Annotated in this window: 22 protein-coding genes; 3 read left to right on the forward strand and 19 right to left on the reverse strand. The window is 35.9% G+C overall.

Going from position 1 to position 21,976, the window contains the following annotated elements; all coding sequences use genetic code 11:
- Positions 1–17: 17 nt before the first annotated feature.
- The 13 genes from A3Q34_RS04115 to A3Q34_RS04175 all read right to left on the reverse strand — a co-directional run bounded on the left by A3Q34_RS04115 (position 18) and on the right by A3Q34_RS04175 (position 13,336).
- The gene (locus tag A3Q34_RS04115) at positions 18–3,098 is read right to left on the reverse strand and encodes a chemotaxis protein CheB (RefSeq protein WP_070374195.1); all 3,081 of its coding nucleotides are present in this window, start codon (positions 3,096–3,098) and stop codon (positions 18–20) included.
- 477 nt (positions 3,099–3,575) lie between these two features.
- Positions 3,576–5,474, reverse strand: coding sequence for a putative bifunctional diguanylate cyclase/phosphodiesterase (locus A3Q34_RS04120; protein WP_197517655.1), 1,899 nt, complete (start codon positions 5,472–5,474; stop codon positions 3,576–3,578).
- A gap of 27 nt (positions 5,475–5,501) precedes the next feature.
- Entirely contained in the window at positions 5,502–5,723 is a 222-nt protein-coding gene (locus tag A3Q34_RS04125; protein ID WP_070374197.1) for a YgaP family membrane protein, read from the reverse strand.
- Between the two features lie 478 nt (positions 5,724–6,201).
- Positions 6,202–6,615 carry an ACT domain-containing protein gene (locus A3Q34_RS04130; RefSeq protein ID WP_070374198.1) on the reverse strand — a complete coding sequence of 138 codons (414 nt, stop codon included), beginning with the start codon at positions 6,613–6,615 and terminating at the stop codon, positions 6,202–6,204.
- Between the two features lie 27 nt (positions 6,616–6,642).
- Positions 6,643–6,957, reverse strand: a complete 315-nt coding sequence (locus A3Q34_RS04135) for a DMT family transporter (protein WP_070374199.1) — start codon at positions 6,955–6,957, stop codon at positions 6,643–6,645.
- 724 nt (positions 6,958–7,681) lie between these two features.
- Positions 7,682–7,978 (reverse strand): hypothetical protein, encoded by a 297-nt coding sequence (locus tag A3Q34_RS04140; protein ID WP_070374200.1) that lies wholly within the window; start codon positions 7,976–7,978, stop codon positions 7,682–7,684.
- Positions 7,979–8,167: 189 nt separating this feature from the next.
- The gene (locus tag A3Q34_RS04145; protein ID WP_070374201.1) at positions 8,168–8,452 is read right to left on the reverse strand and encodes a hypothetical protein; all 285 of its coding nucleotides are present in this window, start codon (positions 8,450–8,452) and stop codon (positions 8,168–8,170) included.
- Positions 8,453–8,556: 104 nt separating this feature from the next.
- Positions 8,557–9,264: an SDR family oxidoreductase gene (locus tag A3Q34_RS04150; RefSeq protein ID WP_070374202.1), complete on the reverse strand. Its 708-nt coding sequence runs from the start codon at positions 9,262–9,264 to the stop codon at positions 8,557–8,559.
- 463 nt (positions 9,265–9,727) lie between these two features.
- On the reverse strand, positions 9,728–10,591 hold the full coding sequence (locus A3Q34_RS04155; protein ID WP_070374203.1) for a TIR domain-containing protein: 864 nt from the start codon (positions 10,589–10,591) through the stop codon (positions 9,728–9,730).
- A gap of 107 nt (positions 10,592–10,698) precedes the next feature.
- Complete coding sequence (locus A3Q34_RS04160; protein ID WP_070374204.1) at positions 10,699–11,256, reverse strand: GNAT family N-acetyltransferase; 558 nt, start codon at positions 11,254–11,256, stop codon at positions 10,699–10,701.
- 49 nt (positions 11,257–11,305) lie between these two features.
- Positions 11,306–11,638 (reverse strand): hypothetical protein, encoded by a 333-nt coding sequence (locus A3Q34_RS04165; protein WP_070374205.1) that lies wholly within the window; start codon positions 11,636–11,638, stop codon positions 11,306–11,308.
- A 108-nt stretch (positions 11,639–11,746) separates the two neighbouring features.
- Positions 11,747–12,022 carry a hypothetical protein gene (locus tag A3Q34_RS04170; RefSeq protein WP_070374206.1) on the reverse strand — a complete coding sequence of 92 codons (276 nt, stop codon included), beginning with the start codon at positions 12,020–12,022 and terminating at the stop codon, positions 11,747–11,749.
- Positions 12,023–12,136: 114 nt separating this feature from the next.
- On the reverse strand, positions 12,137–13,336 hold the full coding sequence (locus tag A3Q34_RS04175; RefSeq protein WP_070374207.1) for a serine hydrolase domain-containing protein: 1,200 nt from the start codon (positions 13,334–13,336) through the stop codon (positions 12,137–12,139).
- Between the two features lie 326 nt (positions 13,337–13,662).
- Here A3Q34_RS04175 and A3Q34_RS04180 point away from each other — a divergent pair, with 326 nt between their 5' ends.
- Entirely contained in the window at positions 13,663–14,028 is a 366-nt protein-coding gene (locus tag A3Q34_RS04180) for a carboxymuconolactone decarboxylase family protein (protein WP_070374208.1), read from the forward strand.
- 103 nt (positions 14,029–14,131) lie between these two features.
- On the opposite strand, the gene A3Q34_RS04185 is transcribed toward A3Q34_RS04180, so the two are convergent.
- The gene (locus A3Q34_RS04185; RefSeq protein ID WP_070374209.1) at positions 14,132–16,132 is read right to left on the reverse strand and encodes an alpha-amylase; all 2,001 of its coding nucleotides are present in this window, start codon (positions 16,130–16,132) and stop codon (positions 14,132–14,134) included.
- A 303-nt stretch (positions 16,133–16,435) separates the two neighbouring features.
- Positions 16,436–16,870: an alpha/beta hydrolase fold domain-containing protein gene (locus A3Q34_RS04190; protein WP_231907423.1), complete on the reverse strand. Its 435-nt coding sequence runs from the start codon at positions 16,868–16,870 to the stop codon at positions 16,436–16,438.
- Between the two features lie 66 nt (positions 16,871–16,936).
- Between A3Q34_RS04190 and A3Q34_RS20360 the strand changes: the two genes are divergently transcribed.
- Positions 16,937–17,086 carry a hypothetical protein gene (locus tag A3Q34_RS20360; RefSeq protein ID WP_157470799.1) on the forward strand — a complete coding sequence of 50 codons (150 nt, stop codon included), beginning with the start codon at positions 16,937–16,939 and terminating at the stop codon, positions 17,084–17,086.
- Here A3Q34_RS20360 and A3Q34_RS04195 read toward each other — a convergent pair.
- Positions 17,083–17,847 carry a Crp/Fnr family transcriptional regulator gene (locus A3Q34_RS04195; RefSeq protein WP_070374211.1) on the reverse strand — a complete coding sequence of 255 codons (765 nt, stop codon included), beginning with the start codon at positions 17,845–17,847 and terminating at the stop codon, positions 17,083–17,085. The genes A3Q34_RS20360 and A3Q34_RS04195 overlap by 4 nt on opposite strands.
- Positions 17,848–18,183: 336 nt before the next feature.
- Between A3Q34_RS04195 and dnaK the strand changes: the two genes are divergently transcribed.
- Complete coding sequence (gene dnaK, locus A3Q34_RS04200) at positions 18,184–20,076, forward strand: molecular chaperone DnaK (protein WP_070374212.1); 1,893 nt, start codon at positions 18,184–18,186, stop codon at positions 20,074–20,076.
- Positions 20,077–20,199: 123 nt separating this feature from the next.
- Here the strand turns inward: dnaK and A3Q34_RS19980 are convergent, their stop codons facing one another.
- The 3 genes from A3Q34_RS19980 to A3Q34_RS04210 all read right to left on the reverse strand — a co-directional run bounded on the left by A3Q34_RS19980 (position 20,200) and on the right by A3Q34_RS04210 (position 21,769).
- A complete protein-coding gene (locus A3Q34_RS19980; RefSeq protein ID WP_083277891.1) occupies positions 20,200–20,499 on the reverse strand; it encodes a YkgJ family cysteine cluster protein in 300 nt (99 codons plus the stop codon).
- A 185-nt stretch (positions 20,500–20,684) separates the two neighbouring features.
- Positions 20,685–21,062: a PAS domain-containing protein gene (locus tag A3Q34_RS04205; protein WP_070374213.1), complete on the reverse strand. Its 378-nt coding sequence runs from the start codon at positions 21,060–21,062 to the stop codon at positions 20,685–20,687.
- A gap of 305 nt (positions 21,063–21,367) precedes the next feature.
- Positions 21,368–21,769 (reverse strand): hypothetical protein, encoded by a 402-nt coding sequence (locus A3Q34_RS04210; RefSeq protein ID WP_070374214.1) that lies wholly within the window; start codon positions 21,767–21,769, stop codon positions 21,368–21,370.
- Positions 21,770–21,976: the final 207 nt, after the last annotated feature.

Below are 21,976 nucleotides of genomic sequence, written 5' to 3' on the forward strand. Positions count from 1 at the left end.
CTTTATGTGATACTTTATTATTCCAGTATTAGCAGTTTTTCTAGTGTGTTTTGTACATTAACGAGCATTTTTTTCATTGCCTCTGCCGAGGTGTTATCATCTTCTGCTAACATCAACTTAATATCATCTAACGTACTAAGATTCTGTTTTTTATCAGTAATATTTTCGGTCACACAAACGAATAGGCCTTGCTCTTGTGAGTACATAGCACAAATAAACCACTGCCTAGACTCTTTGACGTAATATTCGAATTTCTCAGACTTTCCTGACATCGCCACGCGACCACAGGTTGCCATAAATTCAGTGTTAGATTGTAGGATATTTGGCACGACTTCACTGCCTTTTTTCCCTGCTACCTTATCTAATCCCGTTATTCCCGCGTAAGCATTGTTTACTTCAAGATAGTTGAAATCAACCGCTTTGCCGCCTTCCATTGTTATATTCTTGTAAGCAACGGCATGTGATGAATTCTCAAATAACAAACGAAAGCGAGATTCTGACAGGGTCATAGCAATACTTGCATTCCTGTTAATAGTATTATCGCTAAAAGTAATAACCACACCATCAATTAGAGTTTCCTGCGTGCGATAAGGCATAATGCGTACAATATACCAACGACCATCATGAGTCGTTACTTCCTCTTCATGAAACATCAGGCTTCGTAGTACTTCATCCGTATGTTCAGATAACTTAGGATAAATTAATGAACTGACCAAGTCAGTGATAGGGCGACCGACATCACTAGGAATGAGTTTGAAAATTTTAACCGTTTCAGGGGTAAAACGACGTACATTGAGCTCATTGTCTAAAAAAAGCGTGGCGATGCTAGTACTATTAAGTAGATTTTTTAAGTCGTCTCTGGCTAAAGACAATTCATTGACTTTGATGTTTAGCTCATGATTAACCGCTCTTAACTCCTCATTCATCGACTGCATTTCTTCTTTGGAGGTTGTAAGCTCTTCGTTAGTGCTTTGAAACTCCTCATTCGTACTTTGTAATTCTTCGTTGGTAGATTTAAGATTCTCTTGTGCAAGCTGCATTTCGTTAGTGGTAAGTCGCAGCTCTTCCCTCCCCTGAGACAATATATTTTTTAGTTTTTCTATTTCATCACTATGGTCTTTGGATAGATCACCTTTGAGCGATTTTTTAATAGGTGCAATGGCCGTTGTGGAAGTCGTAAACAACACAAGAACCATAGGGCCTAATGCTGATGAATCTAATACTGGTTGTACCCTGACATCGACCAGAATAATATTACCGTTACTGACAACCTCAACGTTCGTTATATCTAACTTTTTCTTCAGGCGCACCGCGCGATTAAATATTTCGTTCAATGGGGCGGCCAAACCTTCACGTGCCATTGAAAAAAGGTTGTAATTGACCTTGCCTACCGATGGCTCTAAATATTTCCCAGTTTTTCCGTTGATGTAAATGACCTCCGCTTTTTCAGTGGTTAGCAGAGCCGCTGGAGTAAAATTCTCTTGTAATAAGGATTGGAGCAAATTTTCTAAGTTCATAGTAACTGTATCTTGAGGGTTAACGGGCACGTTTTTTTCTGGTTTTACCCCATGAGAATAACTATTCACTTCGTTAACCGGAAATTTCATAACATTAAAAGGCTGTGATGTCTCACGTCGTTTGTAAATACGTTCTTTTCCACTTAAAAGAGTAAACAGTGACTCTTCGTTTCCAATGGTTTCAGACGTTCCTAAAACAAGCACTCCAGACGGTTTTAAACTGTAGTGAAATAAGGGAAATAGTTTCTTTTGCAATTCTGGCTCTAAATAGATGAGCAAGTTACGACAACTGATGATATCAAGTTTGGTAAACGGAGGATCCATCACCAAATTTTGTTGGGCGAAAATAACATTTTCTCGTGCCTGTTGACCGATTTGATAGCCCCCGTCTATTTTCACAAAATATAAGTCTAATAGTTCTTTAGAAATATCAGCGCTAATACTATTGCTGTAAATCCCCATTCTAGCTTTATTTACGGCATCAATATCGAGGTCAGTAGCGAAGATCTGTAATTCAAAATGTTTGGTCGAGTTAAATTTTTTAAAGGCTTCTTGAAACACAATTGAGAGGGTATAGGCTTCTTCTCCAGTAGAGCAAGCAGGAACCCAAGCACGTAATGTACCTCCCTCTGGATATTCAGACAAAAGCGAGGGGATCACCTCATTTTCTAGTTTTTTCCAAACGGTATTGTCGCGAAAAAAGTTAGTAACACCAATCAGTAGCTCCTTAAGTAGTAATTCATTTTCTTGGGGATTAGTCCGTAAATAACGCACGTAGTCGGGTATATTGGAAAGCTGATGCAAGGCCATACGTCTTTCAACACGACGATTAATAGTGGTTTTTTTATAAAGCGAGAAATCTTGTCCGGTATGAGCGCGTAGCAATACCATCACCTTTTCAATATCTTCTTTATTTTTATTGTTCTCTTCAATCGGCAATGGCACTTTATTTACATAGTTAATGATATAACGCATTAATTCATCTGCTGGTGCTACGGCATCAACTAATCCGGTATCAATGGCATTTTTGGGCATACTGTCAAACTCGGCTGTATCAGGACTTTGCACAAATACCGCACCTGCTTTATCTTTGATCGATCCCAAGCCTAACGTACCGTCTGCCCCCATACCTGAAAGAATAACAGCAATACTGTGCTCCTTTCTATCGGCTGCCAGAGAAGTGAAAAAAGAATTAATAGGCAATTGCAAACCATGCGGGTTAGCACGAGTGAATAAAATTAATGTACCGTTTAAAATAGTTAGATCGTGGGCAGGAGGTATCACATAGACATTATTGGGCATAATCACCATATGATCGGTAATTTGATGTACGTCTAAGGGAGTCATGCGTTGCAGTAAGTCGCACAGGATGTTTTTGTGGTTAGGGTCTAAGTGTTGCACCACAACAAAGGCCATGCCGCAGTCAGCAGGCACATTACTTAAAAATCGTTCGATGGCTTGAAGACCGCCAGCAGAAGCACCGATACCAATGATAGGGAAAACATCAACATTAGACGACGTTTTATTCTCTGTTTTCTCATCAACCTGTTGTTCAGAAACAACATCTTTAGATTTTTTCATTGTGTGTGGGTATTTTTATTCTTAGGGTGGCGTTTATAGATAATGCGCCGAATATGATGGAAATTCAATAAATTCAATAAATTCAATAAATTCAGGTTAATCATTGGCTGCTATAAACTAAAAATACTGTCATGGTGATTGATTGTAGAGTTCTTAAGCCTCAAATAACAATTAGACTCATATTGAACAAATTTACTACATAAATTCTATTTGGAGTTGTTTTCTTTACAACAGAGAAATATAGCATTTTTTTACTTATTAATTAGGCGTTATAATTAGTTCATCAATAAATTTTATTACTTATGCCTCAATGAGCTAGTAGTACTCACATCATCAAAAGATCCAATTGAACACCACCATAATAGGCTTATGAGCAGCAATAGCGGTCATTCACGTTATAAATATTAACGATCACTTTGTGCACATTGTGGAAGTTCGTAGTAACTCTAATGAAGCCTCCACCTTTTTTGAGACAAATTATTCTTTACTGTTACTTAATAACTTAGTCATTTCCTCGGCAGGTAAAGGTTTACTGTATAAATATCCTTGAGCTAAATCGCAGCCCAAATTGATTAATTTGTTAGCTTGCTCAATTGTTTCTACACCTTCAGCAATTGTTAATATATTTAGTTTTTGACATAACACTAACAAGCTACTGATTACGGCTTCATCTCTCTTATCAGTCACTACATCGTTAATAAATAAGCGATCTATTTTAATATAATCGACATCTAAATGCTTAATATAAGCTAAAGAACTCATACCTGTACCAAAATCATCAATTGACAATTTCACACCTAATTTTTTTAGTTGTGTAAATATTTCTTGTGTTTTATCAATATTTACCATACTGGCATTTTCAGTGAGTTCAATTTCAATAAGTGCTGCTGGAACTTTATAATGTATTAATAGATCGGAAATGTAACTGACTAAATCTGGATCCATTAAGTTATAGGGGGAAATATTTACAGCTATTGATAACTCAATCCCGTTATCTAACCACGTACGACATTGAATGATAGCTTGCATCAATACGTATCGTGTAAATTCATGTACAAACATACTTTGTTCAATAATATCGATGAACATGTTTGGCCCCAATAGACCTTCTAAGGGGTGCAACCAACGCACAAGCGCTTCAACACCGATTATATTGTTACTGGGTAGTTGTACTTTTGGTTGATAATATAAAACGAACTGACTCTGTTCAAGGGCAGAGTTAAGTTGACCTCGTAAGTTTATTCTAAATTCAGAACGAGTGAAAAGTTCTTGCTGAAATACTTGAAAACCCAACCGATGCTTTTTTGCCTGATACATGGAAATATCTGCATTTCTAAGAAGATCATCAAGCTGTATGCCACTTCTGGGGTAATACGATACACCTACACTTACGCTTGTTTCAAAGACGTAATTGTTAACTTCGATTGGTTGGCGACATAATGTCACTATATTTTCAGCTAATGAAGTGGCTTTAGTCTCATCTAAATTGTCACACCAAACAACAAACTCATCCCCACCATAACGTATTACTTGTGAATTTTTCTCTTTTAAATTGCATAAACGAATAGATATCGCTTTTAAAATTTCATCTCCCACCAAATGTCCCATGGTGTCATTAATATCCTTAAATTTATCGAGATCAATAAGATAAACAGCTAGTAGTGTATTCACCTCTTGATGCTTTTTTATATTTTCAGCATTTAAATATAACTGAGCATATTCATATAAATAGGCTCGATTAGGCAAGCCTGTTAGGATGTCATGCGTTGCTAAATACTTAAGTTTTTTATTGCTTTGCTCAAATCGTTTAGTGATTAATGCTGATATGAATAATGCACCCCATACAGCTAACCAAAAGGTTAAAAAAGCGGTGATAACAAGTCTATTTGACACATAGGTTGTAGCTTTATCTAAAGCATAGGTTTTATTCACCATTAATATAGATAAGTTATCAATTGGAGAGTTTTCATAAATCCATAATACTCTATCATCATCAATTTCTATAAAATCAAAGTTAGACTTATGAGCGTTAACTGCATTATTAATCAATTTGTTAAGGGCGTAAGAAGGAGATGATTTTAATTTAATATGTTTTTTATTAAACCATATTTCAAGTCCAATAACATCTCTACCTAGAAGACCTATCAGCTCATCTTTTACATTTACATCTAATGCTAATTCGTTGATTTTACCATCATGGATAACAGACTTAACATGTTTAGTAAGCTGGGAAAGCACTTTGGTGCTATGTTCCAACTCTAAGGATTCACCAAGGTCGCGTGATAAATTCAATGCTACATTAATAAAAATAGCCGAGACAACAATAGCTAATCCAATAGAACTATAAAGTACGCGTTTCCTTAAGGCTGATGACAAATCAGTGCTGGTCATCAGCTTTACTTTCTAATTTTTCTTGCAAGTGTTTATATTCGCGATTTGATATACAGGACACCATCCTATGGTGAAGGAAATTAAATTCAATACAGCAAAAATCAAAATAGATACTTGTAATAAAACATCACCAATTTGTTCAGAGAACAGTACAACATAAACAATCAAAGCAACTGCTATTACACCTCTTATGATTCTATCTAGAGCACAAAGATTATGATTAATATTTAGCATAAATTCTCTTATGGTTGATCAATATTCCAATTAATAATACATTGTAATTCTTATCTACTTTCATAATATTAGCTATTTCAGTTAATTAATCAAATTTAATCAAATTTAATTAAATTTTACAGTATTTAGAATAGTCAAATAAAAGGCCATATCCTAACTGGCACAACAGATGTTATGAATCCATTATTATGAACGATCGCTATGGATGGCTAAACAGGCTATTTATTTTTCTAAATATGTGTCTCAACTAGGCCTTCAAAGTGGAAAACTTAGCGTTTCAAGATGTCTTGCCACTGGCATGCAGGAGTCATAGCTTTCAATGTATACCAGGTCGGATTGAACAACACTTTAACTGGTTTATGAGCCTCCATAACGGTCATAAGGGGATTAAATAAGAAAGGCTATGTTCCGAAAAAAGTAGATATCTCAGCGGTATATAGCCATGTAAAGCCTTTCAATAACCAGTACGGTCTTATGCTTAACCTGCAATGCCTTGTTGAGTAAGTGCATTAAGATCCGCTAATGCTTGTTCGGCATCCTTAACTGCAATGAAAACATGATCATGATAGTAAGCTGCAACAACATTTGCGCTAATATTTGATTGCGTCAATTTAGTAGAAACCGCAGCGGTTAACCCAACTGCATCAAGGCTCGAATGTACATTCAATGTAATACATTTAAAAACACCAGAGTACGAAATGTTAAATTCATCGGCTTTTTCTTTCGTCAATATAACGGTTAATCCTTCCTTTTCTTGAAAAGTGCTTATAGGGTTTAGCAACAACACTTGTTCATAATCATACGTATCAAGAGTACCAAACACATATTCATTTTCGACTAAAACAGGCGTCATAGACGCGATTAATTTTGCTAAGTTTTTTTCACCAGACATATATATTTCCTAAATTTATTGATTGTATTAGTTAGACATTTTCAAACCAGCCACACCAATGAAGATCAAACAAAAGCAAAACAATTGTTGAATTGAAAGTGGTTGATCAAAAAAATAATGGTTTATGATTGAAATTGATGACGCACCTATAGCTAACCAAACGAGATATGCTTGGCTAACAGGAATGTCTTTTAATGCGATTGAGAACAACACTAGGCTAAGCGTCATTGAAAGAACAGCGAATATTATATATGGGATATTTGTAAAGGATTCTGACTTTTGAATACCAACTAACCAGCCAGCTTCTAAAATTCCTGCGAGAAATAAGATAAACCAATACATATAAACACTCTATTAAATTTAGGGGTCGTCCCCTGAAAAAATAGAGCGTTGAGGTCGTCCTCACATCAATACTGATTTAACGCACCAGCACAATAACAAATAAAATTGATAAAGGGAAATCGCTATTATATCTACTTATAACCGTTATGGTGGCATGGTTAAAGTTAAAAAATAGAATATGTACGGCAGCTATGAGCTCAGGCTGAGTGAAAATTCATAAACTACTCTGCTGTTCGCGCACTATCGTTGTTGTGGTGTTAATGATAACTACTTTACAAGCATTTTAGGTTGTTTACGATGACTAACGTGATGGGCAACCCTCTAGATTTATTACGTTTATATTGGTAACTTTTGTCACTAATCATGAGCTTTCAGACCAAATCAGACCAACTATTGCCTGATTAACTTTATCAAACCAATAGTGCCTTTAATTGACATCATTCGTTTCGATTATAAGCAAGAACATGTAGTAGATTAGTCTCTGTACTTACATTTTTAAACGTTAAGTTAGGTTGACTAGCGGCCATCCACATCTTTATGGTACCAAACGGATGTTCTACCGTTTGCTACGAATCGCTCGCTTCTTTAAGTCGTTGGTGCATGGCAACAATCTCATTTTCATATTCCCAACGTCGCATTTTTTTGGGCTCTTTCCATCAGCGAGTATACTTTGCACTAACATCGCAATCTCGACAAGCGATATGGTCTACATAGAGATGTATCTTTAAACCATCTTCCATGGCATTACGACGATAAGGTAATACGTTACTCGCAGGGAAAATCTACTCGTCTTTTGATTAGGATTTAATTTATTATTAATCAACCTCATGTCTAAAAAGTAAATATCATTGACTTGAGGAGTTAAAATAAAAACGGATGCTTGTGTTTGCTCAGCGTTATGTAAAGCATATTTTTCATAGCCAAAATAGGCAATCACCGCTAGAAAAGTCAATAACACCAGTTTATTTAAGGAGATTGATAACTTTGCTTTTACATTTTTTGATTCGAAGGTATGTGGCACTTTAATAAATCCTTTTAAAGTTAACTCTATTTGATAACACTGTTTAGGTTTAAAATTGAGTAATAAATCATAAATTCAATGATATATCCAATGCTCATCTCCAATATAACACCTCATCAAAAGTTAAAGATGCTTGAATAAAATAGTAAGTTAAATACAAGGTCAGCCACTCTTTAAATGTTGAGTAACTTAGGCGTTTACACTAGATAGCATCATATAAGTAACATAGGTAAATAGACATATTGGAACAACAACATATGCAAAAACATCAGATTTACACCAACAGCCTTGAGCTATTTTTTCTTTTCTAAATAAGGATATTGAAGAGCCATAAAGAATAATCAAACCAACGGCAACTATCGACATCCAAGAAATATCATTACCCACTAAAAGCAATAATGGCGTTATTGCCGAAAGACACCACAATGAAGCTACAAAACTAGCGCTGTTGTATATAACAATTAGATACTTCATCACATCCAAAATCTTACTAAGTCGTTAAAAATTGTTAGTTAAAATAACTAGCCATTGGAAACAACCAACTTTTATTTATTCTACTTTAATCGTTTAATAGCTTTTTAAAACGGTAATTCCTCCCCCTTAAAATCATAAAATTTCCCAGTGGTATCAATAGATAAATGTAGAATCACTTTCATAATCCCAAGAGCCGAGTCTTTAACATTTTCTCTTGCAGAAGAACCGCCCATATCTGTTTGAACCCAACCAGGATGAACAGCCACCACAGCGACATTGTCATTAACAAGTTCATTAGATAAGTTCACGGCTAGCATGTTGGCTGCTGCCTTAGACATTCGGTAACCATACCAATCTACACTTCTTTTTCGTGTTAGGGATCCCATAACAGAAGAAATTATAGCTATTTTACATAGACGATTTTTCTTCAGCAAAGATAATAAACAATGAGTTAAAAACAATGGGCCAAGCGAATTTACTTTAAAACTCATTTCAGCATTTGCATAGTTAATGTCATGAATACTTTTATTTTCTTGATCTAAATAACCAGCATTATTTATGATTAAATCTATTTTGATACTCTCTTCACTGAGTTTATTTGCTAACTTCTCAATATTTTCTGGACAAGTGATATCCATTAATTCAATCAGCAATTTTTCAGAGAACTTATCCTTCAATGTTATTAAGTCAGCCGATGCCTTTTCATTTCTACAGGTAGCAATTACTGTCCACCCATTTATAAGATATTGTTTTGTTAATTCGAAACCAATGCCTCTATTAGCACCCGTTATTAATACAATTAAATCACTCATGTTGAACCTTTAAATATGACACCCCGTTTAGAGGCAAAATGGTTTACTAAAATGGTAGATATTTTCCAAATATGAGAGCGCAACAGAAAACTGTTTTTGGTCTCTCTTTAATGGCTTATAGTTTGATTAACAACAAACTAAAATAACACAATTAAAAAGCAAGCTAGAATAATTGCCAAATAAAAAAACTGCCTACCTGTACTGGAGATTTTTTTCGCTTGCTTTGAGTGTGTCATGTGAATATCACGAATAATTTGTCCCTTTTTTTTACCGACACAATGGGGGCAAACAGAATAAGATATTTTATATCTCAAACCACATTTATTACACTGGGTCGTTGGCTCTCTACTGTAATCATGTTTTTTTTGTCATAAAACACTTTATTAAGCTTGTAAAAATAACTATTTATAATAACAAGAGAAGCAAATTTTTTGTGGCCGTTTAAGTAACTGCATAAATGCTATTATAATTCAGGCTTAAAACCAGCTGCTTTAATTTCATTAATTAAAAACAGCCCTATTTCATCGATATTATCATCAACTTTTTTATATATAAAACCGCTTAAATCATCAGGTATATCCACATCGCCTTTATGAAGAACACAGACATTTTTTCTCCCAAGCTTAGCGACCAAATAACCAAACTCAAAAATGACATTAGGTTTGGCTCTAATGACTTTTTTTCTCTCAGCATCTATAACACTAGATTGATCAATCGTATACGAAACTTCATCAGGGGTAAGTAATATGAATGCATAAGATACATCACTGTTGGCCTCGAGTTTTTCAATGAGACTTTGCTCAGCATCCACTTCTCTGTGCAAAAAAATTGGCTGAATTCCGATTTGTGTAAGAAATAGCGCTAATTCAATTTTTAAAGCATTGTCATGCCCATGAACAATCAGTACTTTATTATTACTTGGTACTAGGGAGTTAGTTGCATTTGTTTTTTCGGTCGAACCTTTGGGTTTATTGGTTTTTTTTGGTGGCCCTGAAACTAATAATTCATTAAATATATCGCCTTCATCTATTAACGAAATTAATGCATTTAATGTTTTAATATAATTGTCTTTTGCAAACTCAAATTTGTCTTCACTATTACCTGTTACCTTTGAATTATTTGCAGCTTTAAAATAAACAAAAGGTTCTGAATTTGGTTTAACTGTTTGTTTCAAAATATTTTCTATATCATTTACCCATGTATCCCACGTAGGTAAAGGCTCCCCTAAAGTCAGATCAAGAGGATCATGCTTTTTACTACAGTTTTTCCAATTAAACGCTTCACTCATTTCTGCTAGTTTATTGATTTTATTTTTTAACAGCTTCACTACTCGGATCCTTGCACTGCAACGCCCGATTAACTGGCGCATAATTGTTGACTAAAGTAAGCACCGAAGAAGCAAATAGCCAACGGTTATTTATTTTATTTAATAGCTTATGTTTCACCATACTCTGACTTTATTAAGCCAAAACATTTAAGGTCGTGAAACTGATTCTTCCAATATCCACTTTGACGGCGAATACCCTCTTCTTTAAAGCCTGCGTTGAGTAAAAGAGACTCTGAGGCTAGATTCCCGGGAACCGTATCACCTTGAATGCGATTCAAGGCTCCGCATGGTAACTCACCACAAAATGCTGATTTAACAATTCTATGCACAGCTTCTGTTGTGTAACCACTGCCCCAGAACTTAGGCAGTAAATCGTAACCTATCACAGCATTTTTCATTTTAGGACTCCAAGTATTAAACCCACAAGTCCCTATTAATTGATGTGTTTCTTTTAAGCGTATAGCCCAACGAATACCAGAGTTTTCTGTAAAGCGAGCATTAAAGAATTCTATTAAATTACTCGCTTGTGAATGTTTAGTAAATGCGTCCAGATCATAATATTTGACAACTGAATTGTCTGAGAATAAATCAAATAAGCTATTTGAATCTTCTGTCGTTAATTTATCTAACCTTAAACGATTAGTTTCTAATACTGGAAATAACAACCTAAATCCTCCATGAACTATAGTATTCTACTTGAGTCGCTTACTATTTTTACCACTCTCGCCATTCTTCTGTAACATCACCTTCAAATTCTACATTGGCTTTAGTTGTTACTTTTTGAATGAAATCACAAATATCTTCACGTTGGTCAGTTTCTATTAAACATTGACCACAGTCATCGTTTAATTCGTTCAAAGATAAAATTAAATATTTAATATGATTTTTAGTACTATCAACAGTTTGAATTTCTGATCCCATTGACGACATGAACTCTAAGAGTAATGTAATGCAATCAGTAACATTATCAGATGTGTAATCAGGTTGATTTTCTCCCTCAATAAAATCTAACATTCCATATTGAATACTTTTAAGTAAACTTTTCACATAAATCTCCGTAAAAAAATGCCCAATTAAGGGTAAAGTTTAGTTAGCTAAAATGTGAAGCTAAACGTAAGCTAGCCAAGGGTTAAAAGCCCAGTTTGAATACCTTTGCTATATAACAAATGCAACAATAATTGCCGTTACAGCTAATACACTGTACTCGGGCATCCCTGTTGGTAACTTAGACATAAGTACGAAGCAAACGAAAGCTAAGGCAAATAAAATGGCACTGCCAACAAAAACCCCCATAAATGTATGCCCCATAATTAAACCAACAATAGCTAAGGGAATACTAAACAATAATGCTGAAAAATAAGGTTCCTTTTTCATCAAGTATAATTTATATGAAAGAGCTAACATCAATAGTTTAATAATCAAAAAGAGCATGGAAATACCTTGTAATATAACGCCCATTTAAGGGAGGAATAATGGTTAGTTAAAATAGCGACCAAAGAGCAAAAGCCAGCGGCTTTTTGTCCTTGTTTAATTTGTTGTTGCTTGCTAATCGGCATAGGTATGCAATATTTCGTTTACAGATGGCCGTTTATCAAAGCTGAAGTTACAAAGTTGAATATACCCAATATTATGACTAGGTGAAAGCCAAAAGTAACTCCCCATTGAGTCAATTGATAAACCTCTATGAGAATATATTGTCTCACCTTTAACCTCCCTAATGAACAGTCCATTATTATATGGTACTCCTCCAATTTTAGAAACGGTCTTTAAAGAAGATAATATTTGACTGATAAAATGACCTTTACTGTCGTCAGTATTCTGGAAATTGGAGAGTCCTCCAATGTTGGAAACAGGCTTCATCGCATGCAAAAATGTACTCCAAAATAATTTGTCATCAATAGGGGTCATTAAATGACTTATCCATTTGGCAAAATCAGGGAGCGTAGATAAAATTCCGCCATCGCCCTGAGTAATTAGATTTGATGAATTACGTCGATATTTGTAGGTAGGCAGATTTACAGCACTATACCCCGTAGCACTCCAAGGAATTTCAATAGTCTGTGAACTCACAAGTTCAGTCGAAGACATTCCAAGTGGTTTAAATAGTTGTTTTTTAGCTAAGTCACTAAAAGGTATTCCACTAGCTTTTTCAAGTATATCAGCCAAAAATAAATAACCCGTATTACTGTAACTTGAATTTTCGCCCGGTTTGAATGATGGTGCAGATAACGCCATCATAGTATCAAGAACGTGCATTAGAGTAACATCACGTGCAATCGGCTTCCCTACAACTAGATTTTCAAGTACATGGGGTATGGTAGATACCCTTTTTACAAGTTCCGCTCTAGTTTTTTCATCATTTAAATAGTCTGGCAGACCACTTTGGTGATTAATTAAATGATGTAACTTAATATTTTCAAACCAGCGGGGGCCTTGGGGATAATATTTCTTCAATGAATCATTTAAAGATAGTTGGCCTTTCACCTCTAATTGTAACGCTAAAACAGCAGTAAAATGTTTAGTAATAGACCCCAAATTAAAAACGGTTTTCTTATCTATTGGAACTTGATAACGTAAGTTTGCCTGCCCAAAATAGCGCTCATAAACTAATTCTCCTTTCTTCACCACACCAACAGCACAACCAGGAGTTTGAGAGTTTAATTCACTAAAACCATCACTAACGTTAGCATCTACGGTTAATGACATAGTGTTTAAAATAGTAAAGATTAACAAAGGTATTTTCATTTAAAATCCATTTTATTAATGCCAAGTTTTGTATTGTAAGCTAACGCAGCCATAAGCGGACAAAATAGGCGACGATGGAGCAAATAGCCAATTTTTTTTGTTGTGCTTGAATGACTTAACTTTACATCCTTTGTACTGCTAACACCACGTTAAGAGACTTTAATTATTGGTTAAAAGTGAGGTGAAGCGGAACCTAACCAACGGTTAACCCTCGTAAAATTGGTGGATTTATTTTATTATTATGCAGTAATAGTGCGCGTAGTATAACCGGTTCGGCACTTCCCATGGACGGTGCTTGGGCCGCCCAATAAAAAACAGGATAATATATGTTAGCTAACAACGAAAAAACAGCAGGTGAAAAAATTCGCCGTCAAGTAATGGGCGATGAATTTGTTGACCGCGCACTTAATAATGCCGATGATTTTAGTCAACCTATGCAAGACTACATCAACGATCATGGCTGGGGAGCAACCTGGCAGCGAACTGAATTAGATATTAAAACCCGTAGTTTAGTCACTATCGCTATGCTGGCAGCACTAAGAGCTCCTCAAGAACTTAAAGGGCATATTCGTGGTGCATTAAATAATGGCGCGACTAAAGAGGAAATAAGAGAAGTATTACTGCACAGCGCTGTGTATTGTGGCGCGCCAGCTGCACAAGAGGCTTTTAGAGCCGCTAAAGAAGTTTTATAAATCGTCTATAAATATCGCTTTAAAGTTGTAAAGGCTAGACAAAAAATTTGCCTAGCCTGCTCACTTATTTAGTTAAAAATCATCATTAAAACGCGACAAAACTCTAAAAACTTCGAATTTCTACGGCATTACTATTGAAGTTAAACTTGTTGATTTTTCCACATTCAGCAAAATGATTACTCGATGCATAGGGTGTGTTAGCTTGGTTGATGTCACCTTCCCAACCTTGACCATTTTTAACATAGGCTTTTACTTCAAACTTGTTATTAACCGCTTTACTACAATCCATATCAACATCTAACATCCAGTAATGTTGACCCCAAATATTTAACGGCTCTTCACCATAACCATCATTAGCAACGGTACGCTTTGCTCCCCAACCTGCAGGCCAAGCATTGGTGGTCCAATCAAGCGGAGTTCCTTCAGCGGTGCTACTTTGAGCGGCTTCACTGCCATACCAATCTAAGTAGCTTTCATTGGTTTTCCATGGCGTTGTCGTTGCGCTTTTTAAATTGTTATGGCGAATAGTCATTGCACACTCAAAATTAGTGGTTTGACAATTTCTACCAAGATTATTATTGGCGTAGTTATGATCAATGCCGCCGCGAATAAACATATCTTGACCACTTTGCGTTTGTGCTTGAATAAATATCACCGTACGTTTCAATGTTGCTGGGCCTGTTACGTCACCATTAATTTTTGCGCCTTGATGAATGGCAAATGCATCCCAAACACCTAAATTGGCATTAATACTTCCACCCTTGTTTACTGTAATCGTTTCACCGCTACACGATTTAGCATCAGCAGATAATTGACCTTTTAAAACGTTACAATAAGTACCTGCACTCATTTGTGTATTTAGCGTAGACGTTAAATTAACATCTTCTTTATTAATTGCGACAAAACCCGAACTACCTCGACCAAAAGCAATTTGATTATTGCCATTATCCCACCAGTTTGTGGTGTTCCAGTTATCTGCGGTATTATTTCTAAAGTCGACACCACCAGCAATATATGACCATCGATGCTCACACTTCCAACTACTGCCAAAGCATTCTAGATTACCATTGTTATGGACCGGAACACTTGGAGCACCCGCATCAGTATCCCCCTGAAAATCATAGCTCGACATAACTTTTGGGTAACCATACGGATAAGCCAACATAAATACATTCGCTAAGTCGTATAAACGGCCATCTTCAAAAGTAATCACATTACCACCGCCACCATGACCACGTTGATTATCATGGTTATCGACAAAAACCACCGCGGAACTACTCGGTAAAAATCCCCAAGCTTCACCAAAACTACTCAGTGATGCTAGGCTGCCATTTTTGAAGGTGTTACCTAGCTGTGTGGTATATTTAAATTCAGTTACTAAACCTGTGCTTTGGTATTCACTGGAGGTGATGGGTTCACCGCCTTGATCAATCACTTCCTGAAACACCAAAGGTGAGCCATTAACTTTCGACAATACTCCTTGAATATCGCCTAATGACATGTGCTTAGAGGCGTCAAATCGAAAACCTGTAACACCAATATCTTGCAAGTCGTTTAAATAACCTGCGAGCGTTTCTTGTACATAAGCGGCACCAGTATTGAGGTCAGCTAAGCCCACTAGCTCACAGTTTTGTACTTGCCAACGATTGTTATAATCGGTAATGGCACAAGTATCATGAAAGTCTTGTGGCCCATAATTAGGGAAGCTTTTGTTACCATAATTACTCCCTGCAGTACCTGTACCACTGCCAGATGCCATATGATTTAAAACTGCATCAACATATATTTCTACGCCAACGGCCTTACAACGATTCACCATATCGACAAACTGGGCACGGTTACCGCTTCGACTCTCTATTTTATAGCTTACCGGTTGATATCGAGTCCACCATTGTCCCCCTTGAATATGCTCATTAGGTGGTGACACCTGAACTGCGGCATAACCTTTAGGGCCTAAATAATCTTCACATTCTTGGGCAACATCTTGCCAGCTCCATTCAAAGAGATGAACAAAAGTAGTCGGTTCAGCAGCAGCTTGAGCCTGACAAACAATGCCTAATGCCAGACCTGTTGTTAATAAGGATTTTATTACTTTAGTTTTCATTTTTATTGTTATTCCTAATGTAAAATTAATGTTTATATTTGCTTATTAAATAGCCAAGACAGGTTGCGTTAAATTTAAACAAAGCGCTATATCAAAGAAGATGAATACGTATTCAACCATTTTTTGTAGGTGTTTTACCGAACAAGAAACTATATTGAAATTATGATGACCTAGATGAAGATGAAACGTGTTGACAACGTCGGTAACGGGATCACTGACATTATGGTAAAGAGATCTTGCTCTCTGGTAACAAGACCTTGCGATAATGAATGCTTTTGCCACAGAAATCTGTGGCAAGCTTAGCTATTTATTAATAAAGTTAGCGATCAGCTGAAAAGTTTGCTGACACTCTTCTTCAACCAATGCATCAAGTAACATATAGGCATGCGTTAACCCATCAAACTGATGATGATGATGCACCGCTACCCCAACCGCTTTTAGCGCTTTAGCATAAGCTAAGCCTTCATCTCTTAACGGGTCGCATCCGGCGGTAATAATTAAGGTTTCAGGTAAAGTCTTACTTATTTCACCATACAAAGGTGATGCTGTTTTACGGTTATCACTCGCTTTAAAGTACTGATTAAAGTACCAAGTTATTTTATCTTGCTCAAGTAAAAAACCTGAACCATTCTCAGTAAAAGAAGGCTGCTGGCCGGTGTAATCAACACTTGGGTAAATTAAAATCGGCTTATCGATTCTTAAGCGTTTATCTTGCTGGCACTGCACGGCCTTGCACAAAACTGAGTGTTGGCCCCTCACCTATTAAAGGCGCCAATTTAAACATACTGCAATGCCTCTAAGCCAATGAAAGTCTATATCGCATTTTCTTCTAGCCATTCAAAGTATGAAAAGATATTAGCCGATATTATGGAAGGTATTAGACGTTCTAGAGAGCTTGATATCATCAATAAAAATACCGGCTACCCTATTAATTATCGAGATTTTTGCCTTTAGGGTTTAAAAAAAGGGGCGTTAGGTAAAGTTTCTGTATATTTAGCTTCTTTCACTAAAGCCTCTAAATCTTTAATAATCAATTGATTACGTTTTTTATCAAGCGTACCTTCTTTTTTCCAGTGTTGTAACTGCTTATTGATCACTTGCCTAACTGAGCCAGTCATCCGCGCTAAGGTTTCATCGTTTAAACCGTTAACTAAATGATGTTGATGCTCTGCTTCTATTGTGCCGTTATAAAACTTAATTTTATTAATATGTTCTAAAATAATACGGCTTAAACGCGTGGTAACATCGTGTAAAACTAGGCTACTGGCTTGTTGTTCTTTTTCACGCATTTTTTTCGCTAAGTAAGGCATAAATTGCTGGTTAAACTCTGGATACGTCCACAACCAATGCCGCATGGTGGAAAGTTTCACTGACAATAACTTTACCGTTGTTAAAGGTGAAACAATAACCTCATGTGGTTGATCGTCTAACAGCACCATTAAGTCAAAACAGTCGCCCGCATAAAGCATATCTAAAGTGGCTTCTCTGCCCGTTTCTGGATTACTTTGTTTAATTTCTAAACTACCGCTAATCACCACAAAAAATCGCTGAGTAAGTAAGGCCGGATTAAAGTAATCGCCTTTGTACCATTCATCAAGCTGAAATTCTTGTTGAAAATCTTCAATTAACTTCGCCGGTAAATCTGCAAAAATATTAGCTTGCTTTACTAAAACTGGGCTGGCTTTTTGAGGTAGATGAGTAGCGTCTTTATTCATAAGAGTAGTATTTAAGCCATAGCGGGCACGATTAGTTTTATTCTACCCTTTGTATCTATAGAGCAAAAGACAATGTTGCTTTTTAAATTTCTATACTATTCCTCACGTTAATCTGCTGACTTTTAACTTATAAAGCCTAGATATTATAAAAATTATAAAATGATCGTTACTGTCATATTTGTGACAGAAGCATTTTATGACCTTAGCTATTATAGCGCCACTAACCAAACATCTAACCTTAAAACATCAACGTTAGTTTGTTTATACGGTCAAACTGCTTGCTGGATAATGACCATAAAGCATTAGACCTTTTTTAATAAATAATAGGTAATTATTATGTCTAAGATTATTGGTATAGATTTAGGTACAACAAATTCATGTGTAGCTGTTATGGAAGGTGGCGTTGCTAAAATTATTGAAAATGCAGAGGGTAGCCGCACCACTCCGTCAATTGTTGCTTATGCAAACGAGGAAACATTAGCGGGCCAACCGGCAAAAAGACAAGCCGTTACCAACTCTAAAAATACATTATTTGCGATTAAACGCTTAATTGGTCGTAAATTTGATGATAAAGAAGTACAAAAAGATATTAAGTTAGCCCCTTATAAAATTGTCAAAGCAGACAATGGTGATGCTTGGGTTGAAGTTAATGGTAAAAAATTATCACCACAAGAAGTATCAGCGCAAATTTTACGTAAATTGAAAAAAGATGCTGAAGCCTATTTAGGTGAAACGGTTACCGAAGCGGTTATTACTGTCCCCGCTTATTTTAATGATTCACAACGCCAAGCAACCAAAGATGCCGGTAAAATTGCTGGACTTAATGTCAAGCGTATTATTAATGAACCAACAGCTGCTGCATTAGCCTACGGCGTTGATAAAAATAACAAAGCTGACCAGAAAGTGGTGGTTTATGATTTAGGTGGCGGTACCTTCGATATTTCAATTATTGAAATTTCTAATGTAGACGGCGAAAAACAATTCGAAGTATTAGCAACCAATGGTGATACCTTTTTAGGTGGCGAAGACTTTGATTTACGCCTGATTAACTACCTTGCTGATGAATTTAAAAAAGAAAGTGGTATTGATATTCACCAAGACCCATTAGCGTTACAGCGTATTAAAGAAGCGGCTGAAAAAGCAAAAATAGAGTTGTCATCAGCACTACAAACTGACGTGAACTTACCGTATGTTACTGCTGATGCTAGTGGTCCTAAACATTTAAACGTACAAATTACCCGAGCAAAATTAGAGTCTTTGGTTGATGACTTAGTGAAAAAGACTATCGCTCCGTGTGACCAAGCACTTAAAGATGCTGGCTTAAGTAAAGGTGATATTGATGAAATTATTTTGGTAGGTGGTCAGTCACGTATGCCAAAAGTACAAGAAGCAGTTAAAACCTTCTTTGGTAAAGAGCCTCGTAAAGATGTTAACCCAGATGAAGCAGTGGCTATTGGTGCAGCGATTCAAGCAGGTGTGTTATCAGGAACGGTCGGTGATGTGTTATTACTTGATGTAACGCCATTATCACTAGGTATTGAAACTTTAGGCGGCGTAATGACTAAGCTTATTGATAAAAACACTACAATACCAACACGTGCTTCTGAAACATTCTCTACGGCCGAAGATAATCAAGCCGCGGTAACTGTGCATGTATTGCAAGGTCAGCGTGAAATGGCAACAGATAATAAATCGTTAGGTCAATTTAACTTAACAGATATTAACCCCGGTCCTCGTGGCTCGGTGCAAGTTGAAGTCACTTTTGATATTGATGCAGATGGTATTTTAAATGTCTCAGCAAAAGATAAAGCAACCGGTAAAGAGCAGAGTATTAAAATTACGGCATCAAGTGGTTTAACTGAAGATGAAGTTAATCGCATGGTCGACGATGCCCAGAAGCACGCAACTGAAGATAAGCAAAAACGTGAGTTAGTTGAACAACGCAACCAAGCCGATCAATTGATTCATACGGTACAAACGTCAATGACTAGCTTGAGTGAAGATCAACAAGCCGAGCTTAAAACATTAATTGAGCAATTAAAAATGGCCGTTAATGGCAATGATAAAGCGGCGATAGAAATGCGACAAAAAGCATTACAAGAAGCGCACAGTAAAATAATGCAAGCTTCACAATCACAAGCAGAACAGCCTCAAGGTGATGCGGCTAATGATAGTGCTAAAAACGAAGATGTTATTGACGCAGACTTTGAAGAAGTGAGTAATGGTTAATCAATGAGTGGTGGCTGATAAGGTAAGTTAACCGCTTATTTATCATAATACTGTATAAAAACAAAACCTCTAATATTAATTATTAGGGGTTTTTTATTATGATAAAATAAACAGTTAACTATTTTAAGAGGTATAGAGCTTTTCTGTTCTTTCGTCGATACATTCATATGAACCCATCTCAAATTCTCGACAAACCCAAGGTCTATTTTCGTAAATAGAACACAATAATGTATCTCTGTTTAACGCTGAGCACAGACCATCATCAAGTCGTAACATTGATTCGTGTCCATGGTCATCAATATAGATATGCCGATAAGGCACACCGGTATCTGAAATAATTCTAACTTCTAAGCTACAGCAACATGCCTGGCAATTTGCACAGGTGACTTCGGGAACGGGAATATTTTTTACTTCAATGTTCATAATAAATAATAAATAACAATAAACTTAATGGTGAGTAGGATACGCTAAACCGCTAAGCTTCTCGAGCAAATAGAAGCTGATGGGGCAAATAGCAGACATAAAAAGAACTGATTAAAGCATTGCTCTGCAAAACAGCCACAATATTTTGTACAACTTGGAGACGCTATTGCCTCTCAATACTAACGTTAGAAATCAAAATGTTTAAAGAAAACATCATAAATGACCTTTTCTACTTCAGTTCCATAACAACGCGTATGCTTAAATTCGCCATCTTCTTCGTAAACACTAGAGTTGTAGATAATATATTTAATTTCATCTTTGCCTTGAACTCTTGCAGGATAATTTTTCAATATATCAAAATGGCTCAAACGTGTCATCATGTCCGCTAAACAGCTTTCATCTATCTGAAACTCTGAGATGTGATGCCCTATATATTCATTTTTTGTATAACCTAACACTTCAAGCTCACACTCATTGGCATAAACAATAATACCTTCTGGCGATACAGCATGAATACCAATCGATGAATTATAGATAAAGTCTTCTGGATTCTCTGTAAACATAAAATCACCTAACGCCTTACTCGCGTCAAAATAGATAGTTAAAAAATAGACGATAGACAACAGTAAACTATTTCTGCCAGCTTAAGTCACTCATAAAAAATAATTGGTCGCTAAACATTAATCGATAAACGCAGAAACACAACAAGTGCTCATTTTAACTTAGCCGCAAACTAATAAGTTTAAGAGTAGTTCAGCTCAAATAAATATCCAGAAAAGTATATATTCAGGAGAACACTAAAATAACAATACTTTGGCTTTCAAAATGCGCAAAAAACGCTTTAATAGCACACTATTTTTAAAAACAATTATAAGGAAACTAATTCTTTCTCTAACCATTGTTTAGCCGTTGGTGTGTCACTAAAAAATTTATTTTTAATGCCGGCCTTCTTATACACAGCCTCAAATTCAAGTTGAGTGGTTAATGCAAATGAACTATGTATCATATTAATGGCAATTGCCTTAGCGGTTCCGTGCTTCACTTTATACAAGTGATAATCTAAACCTTCCTGTGTTGCTAATGTCTCTCCTTTAAGTATCACGATGATCCCGTAATTTATATTGATAAAATTTTCTAGGACGACTTGTTGTAGATTAGCGTGCATTTGTTTGAAAAACTCGACATTCCATGGACCCTCTGCATCGATAATAATAATATTATTATCGAGTGTGAGTTGGCATTGGCCGTGCGAAGCAAATTTTTGAATCAATGAAATCTACCTATTTTATCTAATGTTAATTAATCGAGAAGCTCGGTTTTATAATCATTTATCATTAAGCATAATCTATAAAATTAATGTAATAAAGTTAATGTAATAAAGTATTGATTAGCTGTTATTACCCCATTGAAATCATCAGCTGTTTTTTTATAAAAAATTTAGTCTATTCAAATAGCTCAATTTAAAAATTAATACCAA

Origin of the sequence: Colwellia sp. PAMC 20917 (assembly GCF_001767295.1) — a bacterium.
Taxonomy (GTDB): Bacteria; Pseudomonadota; Gammaproteobacteria; order Enterobacterales; family Alteromonadaceae; genus Colwellia_A.